Origin of the sequence: Streptomyces sp. NPDC088246 (assembly GCF_044741025.1) — a bacterium.
Taxonomy (GTDB): Bacteria; Actinomycetota; Actinomycetes; order Streptomycetales; family Streptomycetaceae; genus Streptomyces.
In genome coordinates, this window is sequence record NZ_JBIURV010000015.1 from 1 (window position 1) to 18,494 (window position 18,494).

At 69.2% G+C, this 18,494-nt stretch carries 14 protein-coding genes and 2 pseudogenes; 6 read left to right on the plus strand and 10 right to left on the minus strand.

Going from position 1 to position 18,494, the window contains the following annotated elements:
- The first annotated feature begins 172 nt into the window (after nt 1–172).
- Complete coding sequence (locus ACIPEK_RS21260; protein WP_401998234.1) at nt 173–559, plus strand: hypothetical protein; 387 nt, start codon at nt 173–175, stop codon at nt 557–559.
- Here ACIPEK_RS21260 and ACIPEK_RS21265 read toward each other — a convergent pair.
- Nucleotides 525–1,046, minus strand: coding sequence for an SCO4225 family membrane protein (locus ACIPEK_RS21265; protein ID WP_401998237.1), 522 nt, complete (start codon nt 1,044–1,046; stop codon nt 525–527). The genes ACIPEK_RS21260 and ACIPEK_RS21265 overlap by 35 nt on opposite strands.
- A gap of 309 nt (nt 1,047–1,355) precedes the next feature.
- Between ACIPEK_RS21265 and ACIPEK_RS21270 the strand changes: the two genes are divergently transcribed.
- Together ACIPEK_RS21270 and ACIPEK_RS21275 are read left to right on the plus strand one after the other, a co-directional pair.
- Entirely contained in the window at nt 1,356–1,805 is a 450-nt protein-coding gene (locus tag ACIPEK_RS21270) for a DUF5707 domain-containing protein (protein ID WP_383072034.1), read from the plus strand.
- A gap of 411 nt (nt 1,806–2,216) precedes the next feature.
- A complete protein-coding gene (locus ACIPEK_RS21275; RefSeq protein ID WP_401998240.1) occupies nt 2,217–3,209 on the plus strand; it encodes a choice-of-anchor A family protein in 993 nt (330 codons plus the stop codon).
- A gap of 116 nt (nt 3,210–3,325) precedes the next feature.
- Here ACIPEK_RS21275 and ACIPEK_RS21280 read toward each other — a convergent pair whose 3' ends face one another.
- Nucleotides 3,326–5,536, minus strand: coding sequence for a HelD family protein (locus ACIPEK_RS21280; RefSeq protein WP_401998243.1), 2,211 nt, complete (start codon nt 5,534–5,536; stop codon nt 3,326–3,328).
- Nucleotides 5,537–5,952: 416 nt separating this feature from the next.
- Between ACIPEK_RS21280 and ACIPEK_RS21285 the strand changes: the two genes are divergently transcribed.
- Nucleotides 5,953–6,138, plus strand: coding sequence for a hypothetical protein (locus ACIPEK_RS21285; RefSeq protein ID WP_401998246.1), 186 nt, complete (start codon nt 5,953–5,955; stop codon nt 6,136–6,138).
- Between the two features lie 423 nt (nt 6,139–6,561).
- Here the strand turns inward: ACIPEK_RS21285 and ACIPEK_RS21290 are convergent, their stop codons facing one another.
- On the minus strand, nt 6,562–7,545 hold the full coding sequence (locus ACIPEK_RS21290) for a LuxR family transcriptional regulator (RefSeq protein ID WP_401998249.1): 984 nt from the start codon (nt 7,543–7,545) through the stop codon (nt 6,562–6,564).
- A gap of 217 nt (nt 7,546–7,762) precedes the next feature.
- Here ACIPEK_RS21290 and ACIPEK_RS21295 point away from each other — a divergent pair, with 217 nt between their 5' ends.
- Entirely contained in the window at nt 7,763–9,175 is a 1,413-nt protein-coding gene (locus ACIPEK_RS21295; RefSeq protein WP_401998251.1) for an aminopeptidase P family protein, read from the plus strand.
- Between the two features lie 338 nt (nt 9,176–9,513).
- Here ACIPEK_RS21295 and ACIPEK_RS21300 read toward each other — a convergent pair whose 3' ends face one another.
- The 3 genes and pseudogenes from ACIPEK_RS21300 to ACIPEK_RS21310 form a co-directional block, all read right to left on the minus strand.
- The gene (locus tag ACIPEK_RS21300) at nt 9,514–10,965 is read right to left on the minus strand and encodes a dihydrolipoyl dehydrogenase family protein (RefSeq protein WP_401998254.1); all 1,452 of its coding nucleotides are present in this window, start codon (nt 10,963–10,965) and stop codon (nt 9,514–9,516) included.
- Nucleotides 10,966–11,231: 266 nt separating this feature from the next.
- Nucleotides 11,232–11,374: pseudogene (locus ACIPEK_RS21305) on the minus strand (transposase); the annotation flags it as partial.
- A 1,070-nt stretch (nt 11,375–12,444) separates the two neighbouring features.
- Nucleotides 12,445–13,206: a maleylpyruvate isomerase family mycothiol-dependent enzyme gene (locus ACIPEK_RS21310; RefSeq protein WP_401998257.1), complete on the minus strand. Its 762-nt coding sequence runs from the start codon at nt 13,204–13,206 to the stop codon at nt 12,445–12,447.
- 63 nt (nt 13,207–13,269) lie between these two features.
- Between ACIPEK_RS21310 and ACIPEK_RS21315 the strand changes: the two genes are divergently transcribed.
- Entirely contained in the window at nt 13,270–14,229 is a 960-nt protein-coding gene (locus ACIPEK_RS21315) for a MerR family transcriptional regulator (RefSeq protein WP_401998260.1), read from the plus strand.
- 397 nt (nt 14,230–14,626) lie between these two features.
- Here ACIPEK_RS21315 and ACIPEK_RS21320 read toward each other — a convergent pair.
- From ACIPEK_RS21320 to sbnA, 4 genes and pseudogenes are all read right to left on the minus strand, one after another.
- A pseudogene (locus tag ACIPEK_RS21320) lies at nt 14,627–15,455 on the minus strand (PhzF family phenazine biosynthesis protein).
- Nucleotides 15,456–16,135: 680 nt separating this feature from the next.
- Nucleotides 16,136–16,594, minus strand: a complete 459-nt coding sequence (locus tag ACIPEK_RS21325; RefSeq protein ID WP_383072041.1) for a CBS domain-containing protein — start codon at nt 16,592–16,594, stop codon at nt 16,136–16,138.
- A gap of 204 nt (nt 16,595–16,798) precedes the next feature.
- Nucleotides 16,799–17,149, minus strand: a complete 351-nt coding sequence (locus ACIPEK_RS21330) for a hypothetical protein (RefSeq protein WP_401998263.1) — start codon at nt 17,147–17,149, stop codon at nt 16,799–16,801.
- 138 nt (nt 17,150–17,287) lie between these two features.
- Nucleotides 17,288–18,364, minus strand: a complete 1,077-nt coding sequence (sbnA, locus tag ACIPEK_RS21335; RefSeq protein WP_401998266.1) for a 2,3-diaminopropionate biosynthesis protein SbnA — start codon at nt 18,362–18,364, stop codon at nt 17,288–17,290.
- Nucleotides 18,365–18,494 lie beyond the last annotated feature (130 nt).

Here is an 18,494-nt window from a genome sequence, read left to right on the forward strand (position 1 = left end):
ACCCTCTACGCGGTCCTCCGCGAACTCCAGGCCCTCCTGGCCACCTGGACCGGCGCCTGCTCGATATGCGGCCAACCCGCACCAACCCCCGAACCCCACCACAGGACCTAACAAAGCCCTACTAGGGGCTTTCCGCGAAGTCGCGGACCTCCTGCCCGACGCGGACGGGTTGATGAGGGGGCTCGCTGAGGCTGTCGTGCGGGAGAAGGGGTTCTTTGCCCTGCAGGCCGACGCGCGCTCGATGCTGATGTACGACTACCTGTTCTGGCTGTTCACGAGTGACAACCAGGTCGATTCCTTCGAACGGTACGTCAGGACGCCGCATTCGCAGGAGCGCTCCTACACACAGCCGGACTACGAGCTCATGATCGCCTTCTGTCTGGTGTCCGACCCGTTCGGCTTCCGCACCGGCGGATACGCCCCCGGCTTCCTGGAAGAGTGGTGGACCTCCCGTGTCACTGCCGGCGACATCGTCGAGACGGCCGACGGGTACCGGATGACCGAGACCGCCGTCGCCGTACTGCTCAAGGAGCTCGCCGCCGCGGCCGGTGAGCAGTAGCCGCACGCAGCCGGCTCGGAATTCCGGCGTATGCCCTGCGCTCCCGGCCATGCCTTGCCCTCCCGGCGGCCCAATCCCTGCAGAAGCAGAAGCAGAAGCAGAAGCAGAAGCGCACGCAGACACTGGCGCCGGTCCCAGCTGCGGCCTGGCGGCCTGGCGGCCTGGCGGCCGGGACTTGCGGCGCCGGGCCCGGGCCGTCGCCGCGGCGCTGCGCGGGCGCACCAGCCGATGACCGGGCCATCGCCCCGAGAACGACGGCGGCGACGAACATCGCGTTCTGGTATGGCAACACGAACAGCACAAGGCTCGCCGCGGCGGTGGCGAGCAGCGGGATGACACCCGCCACGGACTCGTCCGAGCTGTCGTCGGCGCGCACCACGAGCGCCCACACGAACAGGACGGCACAGACCGCGAGGAAGACGCGGGCGACGGCATCGACGAGAGCATGGTTCGGAAGGCGTGGAAAGGATCGGCCGGAACCGGTCACGGCGGTGCACGGCCGGACGCCCGTCCCGCCCGCGCGGAGTGACGGAACAGCGGTGCGGAGTTGCGGTGTGCACCTCGGACGATGGACGGGCCGGAAGCGTTCTCTACCTCCGGTTCGACGCGGTAATCATCCCGTAGCGCGAGGGCAGCGCACTGCTCCGGGCCATAGAGTCGATCACATCGAGAAAGCGATCGACCACCGGTTCTTCCAAGCTTTTCCGCGCATCGCTTTCCGGCCGTCCGCCCGAAGGGCATTTCCTTTCCGCAGGTGCACAACATCTGCTCCCTGACGAATTCAGGAGGATTTCTCATGTCCAAGCGCATTCTCGTGTCGTCGCTCATCGGCGTTGTCGTCCTCGGCGGAATTTCCGCCGGCGGCCTCGCCATGGCCTCGGCTGCCACGGAGCCGACCTTGGAGAACGGCTCGGCCCGCTACGCCGCTCCGTCCAACGGCAGCGCAGGCGCACTCACTTTCACCGCGGACGCGAGTGACGACTCGGGCATCCGGAGCCTCAAGGTCCTTGCATGGCCCGCGAGTTCGAAACTCGATCCGACTGAGGCGGAGCTTCGGTCCGTGGAAAGCGCCACGTGCCGGAGCACCACGGCCGAGATGTCCCACTGCACCTACACGCTGCGGGCCACGAAGGAGGAGGCCGCCGAGCTGGCTGAGGGGACCTGGTACGTTTCGGCGCTGGCGACGGCCAAGGACGGGGACACGACGTTCGTGTCCCGCGCCGCCGCATTCGACGTCACACACTGACCCGGCACGCGTCCGATCGCGCCGCAGACCCACCGGCGTACTCCGTTCGCATGAGACAGGTCGGGAGATCCGATCACCGGTACGTTTCATGCAGACGGTTTGTACGCGGGGGCCATCGGCCAGTTCCCTCATGAGACGTATCTCCCAGCACCTCGGCGCGCCGCGTGTCCGTGTCGGCGCCACCGGAACGGCCCTGGTCGTAGCGGCGGCGACCGTGCCCGCCCTCACCCTCGGCCTCGGAACGGCTCCCGCCTGCACGGCCCCGCTTCCGGGCGGCCTCGGCTCCTGCCCGAACCCGTTCCCCGGAATCAACAACGGGCCGATCGCCGGCCGCGACAACGCCATCAACATCTTCGCCGGCAACGACTTCCTGGTCGGGGCCGGGCGGCGGAGGCCGAGGGCCGAGTCGTCGTGCTCGACGACTTCGACCAGAACAAGGACGCGGCGGTCGGCGGCCTGTACAACCTCGGGATCGTCGGCGTGGGCTCGCGCGTGCCGCCGCCGAACGCGGCGGACTTCCTGACCACCGGCAGGAACGTGAAGATCGCGAGCGGCCGGCGCCTCGACACCACCGGCGGACTGGTCGGCGAGCAGGGCGTCGTACGGTACGCGGGGACCGAGTCCGGCACGGTCACCGGACAGCTCGTCCACGCCCCCAACGCCGTCCAGCCCTGCACGGGCCTGCGGGACCAGCCGACCACGGCCGACCTGTGCTGTGCGCGGGTCGACGGCCGACCCCGGCAAGCCACGGGCACAGCGGTCAACCAGGGCACGCAGACCGTGTTCCGCGGTGACGGAACGTCCTCGCTCCAGGTCTTCGACGTGGACTTCGACCTCACCGCGCCGGGCGGTGGCCAGCAGGGAATCGTCTTCCAGAACATCCCCGGCGGCGCCACGATCCTGGTCAACATCCTGGGCGGCGACCGCACCATCAACACCTGCAGCGGCGGCATCGACGACAGCACCGACCCGCTCAACTCCTACCGCGAGCGACTGCTGTGGAACATCCCCGACGCGGCCTCCGTCCACCTGAACACAACGGGGTTGAGGAGTAATCCGAGACGCCGGCACTTTCAGCTCCTCACCTGGCGGCTACATCGAGCGCGCGCCGCCGAGCGAAGGCGTGACGGAACCGTGGTTCCCCGACGCCTTCGCCGCCTTCGAACGGACCTGCCGGCCTTGCACGTCGGGGTCGAGTCCCCAGGCGTAGACCCACGTCGGCGTGATCCGGATGACCTCATGGCTCATGAACGAGGCCGGGGGATCGACGTCGGGGAGCGCCACGGCGATGCCGCGGATCTCCAGGCCCCGCACCGTCCTGGGGGCCGTCGACACGATGTCGTCGACGTCGCAGCGTGGCACAAGGTGATGAACCCGGACCGGTTCGACCTCGTCCGATCATGACGTCCGGGCCGGCCCTCGCCGGCCGGCCCGGACACCCGCGGTGACGAGCCCGGGAGCGGGACCCGGAGCGGCGGCACCCATCGCCGGTGCCGCTCGAGTGCCGCGCCCGGGCGCCGTCAGCGCAGTGACTCGGGCAGCTCCTCCCGGTGGACGATGCCCAGGCGCTGCGTGGCGCGGGTCAGAGCCACGTACAGGTCGCTTGTCCCATACCTGGCGGGCTCCACGACCAGCACATGGTCGAATTCGAGCCCCTTCGCCTGCCGGGGGTCGAGCAGAACCACCGTGCGGGTCAGATCGGGTTCGGCACCGGCCCTGACTCCTTCCAGTGGAGCGGCGATCTCCTCGTGGAGCGCCCGCGGCGCGATCACCGCGAGGCGTCCCTCCTTGGGCATCAGCTCCGAGACCGCCTGCGCCACCGCCCCTGCCAGGTCCTCCCCGGCGTCCCGCGTCCACGGCACCTCGCCGGTGGACCGCACCGAGCCGGGCGGCTCGAAGGAGGGGTCGTCGGCGCGTACGACCCTGGCGGCCAGCTCCATGATCTCGGCGGGCGTGCGGTAGTTGACCTTGAGCCTGACATGCTCGAAGCGGTCACCGACATACGGCTCCAGGATCTTCTCCCACGAGCCGACGCCTGCCTCCTCGGAGGTCTGCGCGGGGTCGCCGACCAGAGTCAGCGAGCGGGTCGGCGCACGGCGCATCAGCAGCCGCCACGCCATCGGCGACAACTCCTGCGCCTCGTCGACGATGATGTGCCCGAACGCCCATGAGCGGTCGGCGGCGGCCCGCTCGGCCGCGCTGCGGTGATCGGCCTCCTCCTGCCGCTCCGCCATCCGCTCGGCGTCGATGATGTCGTGGGCGGCCAGGACCTCGGACTCCTCGTCCTCGAACTCGTATGTCTCCGAGCCCCTCGACAGCGCCAGAACGCCCTGCGCGTACGCAATCCGCTCCTGACGCTCGGCCTCGGCGGCGGCCCGCTCGGCGCTGTCGTCGACCCCGAGGAGTTCCGCCGCCTCGTCGAGCAGCGGAACGTCGGCGGGGGTCCACTTTCCGCCGTCGGGTGCGCGCCGGATGGCTTCGGCGTCCTCGTCCGGTACGTACACGGGGTCGGCCAGGTAGCCGGTGAGAAACCCCTCCGGGGTGAGCGCGGGCCACAGCTCGTCGACGGCCGAGTGCACCGCCTCGCTGACGGCGACGCCCTTGCCGAGCTGGGCGATGTCGTCGGGGCCGAGGAAATTGGGACCGCCGTACGGGTCGGCCCCGATGCGCTCCGTCAGCTGCGCGGTGAGGGCATCGATGATCCGGAACGCGAAGTGCGGACGGGCGAGATTGTGCGGCAGGCGGGTGTCGCGGGCCGCCTGGCGGGCCTCGTAGGCGATTTCCCAGTCGAGGAGGAGGTCCCCGTCGTCGTGCGGGATGACCAGTGGGGCGCCGGGCTCGGGCAGCCGCTGCCGCTCGCGCACGGCGAGCGCGAGCGCCTCGGCCATCGGCTCACCGCCCTTGACGGCGGCGGCACGGGGTGTGTCGGTGCCGTCGGCCTGGACCCCGGGGAAGAGTTCGGCCTGCGTGGCGAGCAGGACACCGGTCTCGCCGAGCGCGGGCAGCACCTCGCCGATGTAGCTCAGGAAGGCCGGGTTGGGGCCCACGATCAGGATGGCGCGCTTGGCGAGCAGCTCACGGTGCTCGTACAGCAGGTAGGCCGCCCGGTGCAGCGCCACCGCCGTCTTGCCGGTACCGGGACCGCCCTCGACGACGAGCACACCGCGGTGTGGGGCGCGGATGATGCGGTCCTGCTCCGCCTGGATGGTCCGCACGATGTCGCCCATGCGGCCGGTGCGGGCGGAGTTCACGGCGGCGAGCAGCACCGCATCGCCGCTCGGGTCCTCGAAACCGGTGCGCTCGCGGTCCTCGACGTCGAGGATCTCGTCGTGCAGCTCGGTGACGACGCGGCCGTTGGTGGTGATGTGTCTGCGCCGACGCAGACCCATCGGCATGTGACCGGTGGCGAGATAGAAAGGGCGGGCGACCGGCGCACGCCAGTCGATCAGAATGGGCGTATGCGCGGTGTCGTCCTCGCGGATTCCGATACGCCCGATATGGTGCGCGTCGCCGTCAGAGAGATCGATGCGGCCGAAACACAGCGAGCCGTCCACCGCATTCAGAGCGGCCAGCAGACCCGAGCGTTCGGCGACGAGCACGTCGCGTTCGAGACGGGCCTGCAGTCCGGTCCCGACCGGCGTCAGCGCGTCATCGACGTGCTGTGCAGCGACTCCGCGCAGCACGTCGACACGGTCATAGAGCCGGCCGATGAATTCCTGCTCCTTCTGCAATTCGGCACTTTCCCGAGTTGACAAAATGGCTCCCTGCCGGATATGGTGTTACTTAGAAGCCCCCTTTGTGGGGCCTTTCTGTGGGCACACAGAAAGACTCAATATACTCGGGAAAATCCCCGGTCCGCAATTGCGGACCGGGGATTTCTTGTGTTGCCCGTACTGCGGGCCCCCGCATCGGGGCGACTCCTGCGAGAGGCTGAGCGCCTCGGCGCGTCGCCCGTCACCCGGATGCCATCGGCGCGCAACAGTTCCGGACGGGTCAGCAGCGCCCGTTCCTCACCCGTTCGCTCCAGGACGATGCTGGACCGCCCGGCGGTCACCATGGCGATCACGCTTCCTCCTGGTTCCCCATCGGGTCCCGGCGCTCGGCCACCGGGTCCTCACACCCGGGCCCTCACGCCCGCTGATCTGCCGTGGCACAGCTTCCGGCAGCCGTCTGCCAAGGCCCTGCGGTCACGGTGGACGGCCTGGCCTGTGCGACCTGGAGTACGCGGAACCGGGGCAGGGCTGTGGACCTCACCCCCTTCGAAGGTTTGACGGACGACGTGCTCGCGGGCATCGCCGCCGAGGAGGCGGACATCGCCCGGTTCCTCGGGTGAACTGCTGCGCCGCACCAGGGACGCGTTGGTCGCTGACTACGCCCACAGCGGGCTGCCGTTCGATCTGCTCGTGGACCGGCTCCAGCCCCCTCGGACCGGCAACCGGACTTCCTTCTTCCGAGTGGACGTCCAGGTCGAGCTTCCGAGTGGACGTCCAGGTCGAGGAGAGTGCTGGAACGCTGACCAGCTACGAGGAGCTGCCCGAGTACCACGCGCTGCAGGCCGAGGGCCTGGTGCCCGAGTTCGTGACCGCCAAGTCCGACCTGAACTTCACGGTGCGCGCGGCCCAGGACGGTTCGGTGAAGGTCCGGGTGTTTCGCATCGGGCCGGGGCGACGCCGTCCGCCGTGTGGCGACAGCCCTCGGCGCCGCCGGCCGAGCACGTTCGAGCTGCTCGCCTCGGTTTCGTCCGGCAGTGTGCGGGTCACAACCATCCGCAGCGCTGTGCCTGCAAGGCCATCTGGAAGCGGTTCGCGGCGCCCAGCTGGGCCATCAGGATCTGCAGGCGGCGGAACAGCGTGCGGCGACTGATTCCCAGCTCGCGGGCGATGACGTCGTCGCTCGCACCGCCCGCGAGGAGCCACAGCAGGCGGCGGTCTGCGGGTGGCAGACCGCCTGGACGGGTGGTGTGGCCGTGGAACGGCAGGGCGCTCTGCCAGGACTGCTCGAACAGTGCCACGAGCGCGGAGAACAGGCCGCACGGCTGTACGACCAGCATGGCGTTGTGTACGTCGGCCTCTTTGATCGACAACGACACGAGCGCGTACGCCTCGTCGATGATCACGAGTTTGACCGGCACCGACGGCAGCACCCTGGCCTGTTCGCCGGCCCTGATGCACGGTTCGATGGCTTCCTTCAGGTGGCCCGGATGCTCCAGCGACTCCCGCGAGTACACGACACGCTGCGTCACACCGCGGGCGAGCGTGGCCAGCGCGTCGTCCGTGGCCCCGGGCAAGGGGAAATACGGTGGTGACTCGAACTGCCGGATCTGATCGCGGGCGCTCGCCCAAGCGTGACGCATCCTGGGGCCGACGGCGTCGCCGGTGACGACCTCGACGAGATTGTCGTTGTACGCGGCGAGCCGCTGTCGCCGGAACGACTCGAACGCGCCTCCGACGGTGATGCGCGACTCCTCGACCTCGGCCGCCCGGTGCCGGGCGAGGATCTCCAGGCCCGCGGTGGGCGGAACCGGGGCCACCACCTCCCCGCCCTCCTCGGCGGCGCTGGCCAGACCGGCGTCGACCAGCGCGCCGTACGCCGTGGCGAGTTCCGCAGCGCCCAGACCGGCCGCGGTTCCGATCGCACTCAGCGGAGCGGGGGCCAGCTCCAGCAGCGCCAGATAGACCTGCCCGGCCGCGTGATCGATTCCCAGAAGCCGAAGGGCCTCGCCGAGTTTCGCGTTCGTCATACGCCGCATTATCGACGGCTCCTGTCGGGGCTGTGGCCGATCTGTGCCAGTGGCAGTCTTCGGCACCAAGCGTGCGTGATGCGGGATACGGTCCGGGAGCCGCCATCGACCGGCGGCAGCGAGGGCGCCCGGACCGCACCGGGAGGGAGCTCGGCCTGTCCGTAGGGCCCCTCTGCCCCTCGCCGTTGAGGAACCCACCCAGAAGAAGGTGTATGACGTGGCAAAAGGCCGAAAGAACGGTCTCTACTCAGGGATCTCCGAGGAACTGTCCGCTCTGATGCGGACGGGGTGGGCGGACACGGAGCAGCACGACCTGCAACTCGGCGAGCAGGCTCCGTACGCGGCCCGCCGCCGTGCCGCGCTCTCCGCACGCTTCCCCGGCGAACGCCTCGTGATCCCCTCGGGGAATCTCAAGGTCCGTTCCAACGACGACACCTACCCGTTCCGCCCGTACTCGGGCTACGTGCACATGACGGGAGACCAGGTCCGGGACGGCGCGCTCGTCCTCGAACCCCGTGCGGACGGCGGCCATGACGCCTACTGCTACCAGCTGCCGCGGGACAGCAGGGACAACGACGAGTTCTGGGTGGGCTACACGGCGGAGCTGTGGATGGGCCGGCGCCGCTCCCTCGCCGAGTCGGAGCTCGTACTCGGTCTGCCCTGCCGGGACGTCCGCACGGCGGCCGGTGACCTGGCCGCCGCCTCCGGTGCGCCGACCCGGATCGTCCGGGATCTCGACCCGTCCCTGGAGGCCGCCGTCACCACAGATGAGGAGCGCGACGCCGAACTGGAAGAGGCGCTCAGTGATCTCCGTCTCGTCAAGGACGACTGGGAGATCACCGAGCTCCGCAAGGCCGTGGACTCCACGGTGCGCGGATTCACCGATGTGATCGGTGAGCTCTCCCGGGCGATCGCGTCGTCCGAGCGGTGGATCGAGGGCACGTTCTTCCGCCGCGCACGCCTCGAGGGCAATGCCGTCGGCTACGGCTCGATCTGCGCCGCGGGGGAGCACGCCACGATCATGCACTGGACGGACAACGACGGTCCGGTGCGTCCGGGGGACCTGCTCCTGCTCGACGCCGGAGTGGAGACGCACACCCTCTACACCGCCGACGTCACGCGCACGCTTCCGATCAGCGGAACCTTCACTCCTCTGCAGCGCAAGGTCTACGACGCGGTGTACGAGGCCCAGGAGGCCGGCATGGCTGCCGTCAAGCCGGGCGCCGCGTACCGCGACTTCCACGAGGCGTCCCAGCGCCACCTGGCCGCCCGGCTGGTCGAGTGGGGCTTCATCGAAGGCCCGGCCGACCGCGCGTACGAACTCGGCCTCCAACGCCGCTTCACCATGGCGGGCACCGGTCACATGCTCGGTCTGGATGTCCATGACTGCGCGCAGGCCCGGCACGAGGAGTACGTCGACGGCGTGCTGGAGCCGGGCATGGTGCTCACCGTCGAGCCCGGCCTGTACTTCCAGCCGGACGATCTCACTGTGCCCGAGGAGTGGCGCGGCATCGGCGTCCGGATCGAGGACGACCTGGTCGTCACCGACGACGGTCACGAGAACCTGTCAGCGGGCCTGCCGCGGTCGGCGGACGACGTCGAGGAGTGGATGGCCCGCTTCGCGGGTTGAGTGCGTCGAAGAAGGGGTCTGGTGCCGGAATCCCCGGATCGAACGGGTGCCGACCGGCAACGCCTGGGCCTGCCGCAGAGGCCAGGCCCGGAAAGCCGTCCCCGGCGGCCTCGTCGCGAGCGGCGAACCGGACCCGGCCCACTGGGCCCCTGGGCAAAGGCGCAGCCGAACGTCTGCCCTGCACCCGCAGGATGGCGACCACGCGATGGAAGCCGCGGTCGTCCTCCCAGGAGGGAACGGGAGCGGGCAGCCGTTCCCGGTGGGTGGGGGACACCGCGAGCAGGGCGCTGCCCGGCGGCGAAACCGGGTGTGGAGCGTGGCCCACGGCGACACCGCTTCTAGTTCCGGTGGTAGGCGGCGAGGAGGAAGAGCCAGATCTCGCTGACGGTCGGGAAGCAGGCGACCGCGTGCCGCAGTCGTTTGAGCGGGACCTCGCCGGCGACGGCAATGGTCGCGGAGTGCAGCAGTTCGCTGATTCCGTAGCCGACGAAGGTCACCCCGAGCAGGACCTGCCGGTCGAGGTCGACCACCATCCGGGCGCGGCCCTGGTAGCCGTCGGCGTAGAGGTTGGCGCCCTGCACGGCGTTGAAGTCAAGGTCGACCACCTTGGTGCGGTGGCCGGCCCGGGCTGCTTCCTCGGCGGACAGGCCCACCGCGCCCGCCTCGGGGTCGGTGAAGAAGACCTGCGGCACGGCGTGCTGGTCGGCGGTGGTGGCGTGGTCGCCCCAGGGGGCGTCGTCCAGCGGGAGGCCGGCGGCGCGCGCGCCGATCGCGTCGCCCGCTGTCCGGGCCTGGTACTTGCCCTGGTGGGTGAGGAGAGCGCGGTGGTTGACGTCGCCAAGGGCGTACAGCCAGTCGCCTTCGACGCCACGGACCAGGCAGGTTGTGTCCACGTCCAGCCAGGAGCCTGGGGTGAGGCCGACCGTGTCCAGGCCGATGTCGTCGGTGTGGGGGGCGCGGCCGGTGGCGAACATGACTTCGTCGGCCTCCAGCTCGCTGCCGTCGTCGAGGGTCAGGGTGACCGGTTCGGCGGCGGCGGGGCGACGCAGGGCGGTCACCTGCACTCCGATCCGCACATCCACGCCCGCCTGAGTCAGGCCGCGTGCGATGAGCTCGCCCGCGAAGGGTTCCATCCGGGGCAGCAGGGCGCGGCGCGCGAGCAGGGTGACTTGGGAGCCGAGGCCCTGCCAAAGGGTGGCCATCTCGACGCCGACCCCGCCGCCACCGACGACGGCGAGCCGGGCGGGGACGGTGCTGGAGTCGGTGCCGTGCCGGTTCGTCCAGGGGCGGGCATCCTTGATGCCCGGGATGTCGGGCAGCACCGGGCGGCTGCCGGTGGCGATGGCCACGGCGTGCCGGGCGGTGAGCGTCTGGCATGCGCCGTCGTCCCGGGTGACCGTGACCCGGCGGGGGCCGTCGATCCGGCCTTGGCCACGGAAGAGATCGGCGCCGATGGACCTGACCCACTTGGCCTGTCCGCTGTCGTCCCAGTCGGTGACGTAGTGGTTGCGGCGGGCGAAGACCCGGTCGGTGTCGAGCCGGCCGGTGACGGCCTGCCGGGCGCCGTCCACCCGCTGGGTGTCGGCGACGGCGACGACCGGCCGTAGCAGCGCCTTGCTGGGGACGCACGCCCAGTAGGAGCATTCACCGCCGACGAGCTCACACTCCACGACGGCGACGGTGAGGTCGGCAGCACGGGCGTGGTCGGCGACGTTCTGTCCGACCGGGCCTGCGCCCAGCACGACCACATCATACGTTCCATTTGTGCGGTTTTTTAGTGATTCATTCATTTCTCCATCGCATCACGATCAGCGGTCGATCGCTCAGCCATGGGTTGCGTTGCTCGACGACAGTCCTCCGTCCGCGCCGGCGGACGAGCTCTCCCGGCGGCCGGATGAGCTTCACCGTGGAAGCCGCACCCGCCGTGAACGCTGCACTCGACCACGCGGGGGCCGCCCCGAATGCCCATGACCGCCTTCTACGCCAACGACGGCGGCCCAGATTTCGCGACACCGGTCCGTTCCGGCTCGGCGCGCTGGGCCGGTATCCGCGCGGTCTCATCGGTGATGCCGGCCCGGCGGCAGCGCTCGGGGGCGTCCGTCCAGGAGCGGGAAGGCACAGCCGACGGTCGATCAATGTACGACCGCGCTGGGCGGCGTAGGCGAGGAAGACACCGACCTGGCAGTTCTCCGCCAGGCCCGGGGGCCTGTAATTGAATAACTGTCAGAATTGATCTGGGGGATGCTCTTCGGGGGACGTCGAGCGTGCTTGTATCTGCTCCAAGGTGCGGGCGGGCGATCCGGGTAACGGGGTGACGTCGATCTGGTGCAGATCAAGGAGTCGGTGTGAACCGCCGACTTATATGGGGAAAGCGGGACGCGGTCGGGTTGGCCGCTCGTAGCGTGCCGTAGGACGCCGGTCCGGGTGACTCGTGAACCGTCTGCCGCTCTTCGGGGCTGGCTCTCCCGGGGTATGTCGCCGGTCCGGTGTCCGTCCGCGGTCTGACTCAACAGAGGCGTGTCCCGGCCAGGTTGGTTCCGGAAGTCGGCGTGTCGACCCCGGGTTCGGTAGAGATCTCGGATTGTGGTTGTGACCTTCAGCTCGTCAGCATGTCCGTGCATGTAGGGCACGCTCGCGCGAGGCCCATGCGGAGTAGTCGATCACCTGCCAGGCGGAGGCCACAGCTCCTCAGCGAAGGCCACAGGTCGAGATCACCGCCCCGGAACGCGAGCAGAACCCGAACTCGTCAACAAACGCTGTCACCGAAAGTGAATGAAGCCAAGCTGTCCTTGCCCACCGCCCGGGCACTTCCGTGAAAGCCATGTCGTTTGAGAACACCGGCCGTTGGCGTCCTCGAACGACATGGCGTCCCAGCAGGTCAGCAGCCCGCCATCTGCCAGACGCAGTGCGATGGGGCACTCCTGTCTCGCCCTGCTGGACCCGGTGACGCCCCAAGCGGAGCGCGCCCTGCAACGCCGGGTGAGGGCGCCCGCCGGCGCCAGGCGCCACCAGCCATGTGCCGACCACGTACCACTGGTGACGCCCACGGCTGGTGGCACGACCGCGGCCCGGGCACGGCGACGTGCTCGACCGCTACCCGACCTGCTGCCTGACCTGGACCGCTGCCAGGAAGCCGGACAGGCCGACGAACGCGCCCTGCACGGGCCGTCAACCCCGCCCCACCAGGCGCTGCTGAAAGCGGATCGGGTGGGGCCGGATCGCCAGGCGAACCGACGCGGCGATGGAAGCGCATTGCGGGTCGCCTGAGGCTAGAGCGCGGTGTGGGCCAGCCAGTGGTCCAGCAACGCGCGGTCGCCCGTCACCGTCACCCGGTTGTCCTCCGGAGGGACGCGGTGGGAAAACACCAGCATGAGGTCCGCCACCGCCCCCGACACCACCACGTCGGCCTCGGCCGGCCCGCGCTCCCACCGCACCGACTCAGGCGTCCTGGTGATCACCCAGCCCTCCATGGACCTCGGCCGGAACCCGATCCGCTCGCCCCGGCCGCGCAGCCCGGCGACCGCCGGCCTGGCCGTCTCAAAGGCCGGCGTGGACAGCAGGTCCAGGTTCTCGCTGATCACGTCGGCCGCGAGGTCGTCGGCGATCTCGAACGCGGTGTCCGTCGCAAACGCCGCGTCGTAGTGGTGGACACAGGTGTCGCTCAGCACCCTGCGCAGCCAGAAGGCCGCCGGCCGCGGCCCGAAGAACGTGTGCATCTCGGTGTCCGTGCCGGGCTCCTGCATCGCGCGGATCAACTCCTTTGCGCCCTCGCGCAGCCACCGGGCCCACTCGTCCGGGGCGCCGGGATCGGCCTGCCGCGGGTCAGGGACGGGTAACTGCTCGCCCTTGCGCACGAGTTCGGCCGCCCACCGGTGCTCCTGGCCGACGCGCCCGACAAGGGTACGCAGCGGCCATTTTGGGCAGGTGGGCACCCGAGCGTCCGGGTCCCTTCCGGCGACCGCGCGGGTGAACCCTCCGGTCTGCTCCCGCAGGCCCTCCACGAGCCGTGCGGTGTCCAGCGTCGATGTCATCACGAAGCTCCTTTCACGGGCTAACGCCGGTACGGTAGAAACTTCAGTCCAGTGGAGGTTCAAGTGCCTTTGCTCGATGAGACGCTTGGGATCGGCGACCTGGCGCGGCTGACTGGCGTGCCGGTGCGGACCATTCGCTTCTACTGCGACGAAGGCATCGTCGACTCGGTGCGCAGCACGGGCGGGCACCGCAGGTTCGACCAGGCGGCCGTGGAGCGGCTCGGCCTGGTCAGACGGCTGCGCGGGCTCGGGATCGGGCTGATCTCCATCAGGCACGTGCTCGCCGGCGAACGCTCCGTGGCCGAGGTCGTCGCGGCCGAGCGGGCCGCGCTCGACGTGCAGCTCGCGGACCTGGCCTGGCGGCGGGCCTCGCTGCGCGCGGTCGAGGAGGCCGGACCAGGCGACCGGGCTGCCAGGCTGGAGCTGCTGGCCGCCGTGGAGAGCGGGGGTGCCGCCCGCAACGCGCTGATCGACTTCTGGAGACGCACGATGGTCGCGCCGGTGTCCGAGGCGATGCTCACCGCGTTCGTGACCATGGCCGTGCCCGAGCCGCCCACCGACCCGACCCCGCCGCAGGTGGTCGCATTCGCTGAACTGTTCGCCCTGGCCGGCGACCGGGCACTGACACGCGGCCTGCTGGCCATGGCGCGGGCCAACGCCGAACTGATCGCTGACGAGGCCGAGCTGATGAATGGGATCAGTGAGGCGTGCGCGCTGGCCCAGCCCATGGTGCGGGCGGGCGAGCCTCCCCGCGGGGGCCCCGAACTCGATCGGTTCGTCGCGGCACACGCCGCGGTACGTGGCGGCAGCGACACCCCGCAGTTCAGAGGCCGACTGCTGGCCCACGTGGCTGCCGACCGCGACCCGCGGATGCGCCGCTACTGGCGGCTCGTGGGCGAGGCCAGCGGCGACCCGGTCACACTCGGCGCGTCCCACCTCTGGCTGACCGACTCCCTCGAACGCTCCGTAACTCCTGACGGCGCCGCTGAGGCGTGCCCAGCAGACCGGGGCGGTGCGGGGTGACGGCGGGGGCCGGAGGATGTGCAGTCGCTGCTGGCCAGTTGCTCGACGACGGGACAACTCCGGGAGGGTTCCGTGGGCACGCCGCGCCTGCTGTCGGCTGTGATGTGTGACGGCCTGCGAGCAGGCGCCGCCGCAACGAAACTGCGGCGAAGCAACCCCCATGACGGAACTCCCCGCTGTGAGATATGCGGCGAGCTCCTGTCGTCCCGCGCGGTTCCGCGGAGCGCGTGCCGGCGGAAGGCCCGTCGCCCGCACAGAGCCTGGTGCCGACTCGTCCCGGATTCCGCGGAGTTGCGGTGCGCTGGGCCGCCATCAGACGGACGGGGCTCGCCGATGGGACAGAGGCTGAGACGGTCTCAGGAGTCCCAGATGGGCAGCGGAACCGGCCGGACGAGTTCTAGGCATGCAGGGTGCCGTCCATGACCGTGACGGCGTTTCCTGTGAGGTGGACGCGGTCGCTGTGCACAGCAGTATGGACCAGACCAGGACGCGCGGACGCCTGGAGGCCGGTGAGTTCGTCGCGGCCAAGTCGCGTCGACCAGTACGGGGCGCGCGCGGTGTGGGCGCTGCCCGTGACCGGGTCCTCGAGAATGCCCTCGGCCGGTGAGAAGAAGCGGGACACAAAGTCGTACTTCAGGCCGGTCTCAGCCGCCGGGGCCGTGATGATGATGCCGCGCAGGCCCTCGCGGCGCGTCAGGGCGGCTACCGCGTCCAGGTCGGGAGTCACGGCCCGAACGGTGGCTTCACCGGGCAGGACTGTCAGCAGATCGCCGAGCGCGCCCGTATGGAAGGTGGCTTCAGGCCTGACCGCCAACGCCTCGGCCAGTCCTTCCGGTACGGGGACTTCGGCGCCGGGCGCGGCCGGAAAGTCCAGAGTGACGCTGCCTCCCTCGTGGGCGTGGGGTCACCAGGACGCCACTCTGCCGACTGCTGAACCGCACAGTGCCCAGGAGACCCCGCTCCACACGCAGGATGTGCGCCGTAGCCAATGTGGCATGGCCGCACAGATTGGTCTCGACGAGCGGTGCGAACCAGCGGATCGCCCAGTCGGCCTCGGACTCAACAGGCAGCGGGAGAGCGAATGCGGTCTCTGAGTAGTTCATTTCAGCTGCAACCTGCTGCATCCAGGTGTCTTGCGGCCACTCCCCGGCGGGCAGGAGACACACACCTGCCGGGTTCCCGGAGAACGGACGATCAGTGAACGCGTTGACAACATGGAATCTCATGCGAGGACCGTAGCAATGCCATTTAGCGCCCAACCAAGTCCAATCTGAGATAAGTGGACTGGCTATGGGTGGGGCGCAGATGACGGCCCAGGGGACGTCCCATGAATGATCTTTGATGGGTGGAGGCGCGGTCGGTCGCCGTGCGGCCCGTCCGCCTTTCCGGCCTGGGTGAGATTGTGCAGGCAGGCTATGCCGAGCACGGCGTGGTGGGCGCCGTCGTCCTTGAGGCGGCAGACGCGCAGGAAAACGCTGTCATCCGTAGAAGCTCTGCTGCTGCACATACCTCGTCAGGGCACCGGCCTGACAGGACCCCGACCCCACCGGCCTGGAGGCTGATTGGAGGCGCACATTGACGGCCTCGAAGCGCGATCGAAAAGCTCACTGTTCGCCTGCGCCGCAGGCATCCGCCGAGCGGGCTCTCCCGCCCGGCCAGGCAGCGCTGGCCACGACACGGCCAGGCCGGGCTCTGAGACAGCTCATGGTGCTTGCTCGGCGGAGCCGAAGCTCGCGAGCGGGTGGCTCGTACGACCCGTATCAACGCCAGGAGCATGGTCCGTGCATGCATCGCGGACCATGCGTTCTGCGTATGCGGCATCTACCAGCTCATAGTCGCGGCGGCCGAACGCCGTGCGGGTCGGACCCCCGGCCGGCGACTGTCTTCCGGGGTTCGAGGAGACGCCTCAGTGTTCGGACTGGTCCGACACTCCAGCGCTCGCGTATACGCGGCTCGCAAACTCGGCAATCTGTTCGTCGCTCAGATTCTTCGCAAGATTGGCCTCCGTGATCATGCCGACCAGACGGTGGCCGCTCTGGACGTCGATCACCGGCAACCGCTTGATCTGATGTTCCTCCATGGTCGTCAGGACATCGGTGGCGTCCGCTTCGGCATCGATCCAGTGCACCCTGGCATTGAGCGATCCGGCCTGCACGGTTGCCGGGTCGACGCCCTCGGCGCAGCACTTGACGATGATGTCACGGTCGGTGATCAAGCCTGTGAGCTTGTTGTTGTCGCCGCAGATGGGCAGGCAACCGACGTCCAGATCGCGCATCATCTTCGCAACGTCGAACAGCGACTGGTGCGCACCGACGCACTGCACGCCGCCGGACATGATGTCTCGCGCTCGCAGCTTCTCAGCCATGATTTCCTCCCGTTCTCAACAGCGTTTGTGTCCTCCGCCATCGATCACAACACGAATGGCACAACACCGCTCCCCGGAAGCGTCGACAAGACGGGGAAACCGAGGCCGGCCGCGATCGCGCACGGATCCAGGCGCCCGTCCAATTCCTTTGGTGCCATCGGCCCGCCGACCTCATGGCGCCGTCAACCTGCGGAACGATGACTGCTATGGCTCCAGGTGACTGAATCCCACCTCGAAGCGCTCGACCGAGACAACCCGTTGGCCTTCCCTCTTTGCGATTTCTTCGCGGAGCCGGGTTGTCCTTTCCTCGCTGGCCTGCATGGTCTGCTTGTCATCCCACAAGGTCAGCGACTTGGCCTTCCCAGAGGCTCGGTCGACGAGGTAGTACACGCCCCGGAAGCCGGGGACCTCCTGGACCTGCTCGAGAGTCTCTTCCCAGTTCGCGGTCAGGCCTCCCTGCGCAGGAACCGGTGATCCCTCATAGGTGCTCAGCCTCGCGAACATCGCTGCCACCCCTTCCTGGCCGGCTGCCGGTCCGGGGACAAGCAGCTTCACGATCAGAGTGCTCCGGCATGGCGCACGTCGCATGCCGAGCAGCCGTTCCGTCCATCCACCGGCTTGATGGCACGCGGGTTGCAGCGGCCAGGAGGGCCTGGTCGGGGCCGTCAGCTCCGTGGACAGAACACCCAGGTCTTACGATCCTGGAGCTGATGGTGCGGGTTGCCATTGCGGTTGCCGGTCTGCAGGGTCCAGCTGCCGGCCCCACCGTGGTGGTGGCGCGGGGGAGGCCGCCCAGGAACCGGCGGTCACCTCGTCGGAGTCGAGCACGTCCTCGCCGTAGAGATCCTGCAGCCAGTTGGTCTGGTAAATGGTGTCGAGGTAGCGCTCGCCGAGGTCCGGGCCGATGGCCACTGCAGTGAGTTCGCGCGCGTCGTGCCGGGCCAACCAGTCCGTCGCTCCGCTGACCACCGTGCCGGTGGAGCCGCCGAACAGGAATCCGCGCCTGGCCAGACGGTGACAGGTACGGATGGTGTCCGCCTCCTCGATATATATCACCTCATCCACATAGGACTCGTCGAGCAGCGGCGGGCGCATGCTCATCCCCAGGCCGGGAATCATCCGGCGGCCGGGCGGACCGCCGAAGGACACCGACCCGGCGCTGTCCACCGCGATGATCCGCACCGGCCGGTGCCACTCCCGGAAGTAGCGCGCGCAGCCCATCAGGGTCCCGGTGGTGCCGGCCCCGACGAACAGCACGTCCAGCTGCGGGAACTGGCGGGCGATCTCCGGCGCCGTCTTGCGGTAGTGCGCCTTCCAGTTGCTCGGATTGGTGTACTGGCTGAGCCACACGTACCGGTCGTCGGAGGCGCACAGCGCGCGGATGTACTCGATCCGCGCGCCGAGAAAGCCGCCGTTGGCCTCATGATCGGCGATCACGTGCACCTGGCTGCCCAACGCCTCCATCATCAATCTGGTCGACAGGTTGCCGCGGGAGTCCGTCACACACAGGAACCGGTAGCCCTTGCTCGCCGCGATCATGCTCAGCGCCACGCCGAGGTTCCCGGACGAGGACTCGACCAGGATCGATTCCGGCGTCAGGACTCCATCCCGCTCAGCAGCCTCCACCATTTCGGTTGCGGCCTTCAACTTGATCGAGCCGGCGAAGTTGAAGCCCTCACACTTCAGGAAGAGCGAGTGCCCGATGATCGACCGAAGGTCGACATAGAGCTCCTCTTCGTTGAAGGCGTAGGGAACGGATACGACGGGCACGATGGTCTCCTCTTATCTGGAGCAGAGCACTTTCGAAACGTCCATACGACCGTGGGCGGGCTTCTCGCTTTGCGGCGGGAGCCTGTGCCCGACCAAGCCGGACGGTGGCCCTGCGTCAGCGGTCGCTGTC

Bases quoted from the DNA above. Each gene is read 5' to 3' on its own strand.
- ACIPEK_RS21260 (WP_401998234.1), top strand. From the start codon at position 173: ATGAGGGGGCTCGCTGAGGCTGTCGTGCGGGAGAAGGGGTTCTTTGCC.
- ACIPEK_RS21270 (WP_383072034.1), top strand. From the start codon at position 1,356: ATGTCCAAGCGCATTCTCGTGTCGTCGCTCATCGGCGTTGTCGTCCTC.
- ACIPEK_RS21290 (WP_401998249.1), bottom strand. From the start codon at position 7,545: ATGACGAACGCGAAACTCGGCGAGGCCCTTCGGCTTCTGGGAATCGAT.
- ACIPEK_RS21300 (WP_401998254.1), bottom strand. From the start codon at position 10,965: ATGAATGAATCACTAAAAAACCGCACAAATGGAACGTATGATGTGGTC.
- ACIPEK_RS21310 (WP_401998257.1), bottom strand. From the start codon at position 13,206: ATGACATCGACGCTGGACACCGCACGGCTCGTGGAGGGCCTGCGGGAG.
- ACIPEK_RS21325 (WP_383072041.1), bottom strand. From the start codon at position 16,594: ATGGCTGAGAAGCTGCGAGCGCGAGACATCATGTCCGGCGGCGTGCAG.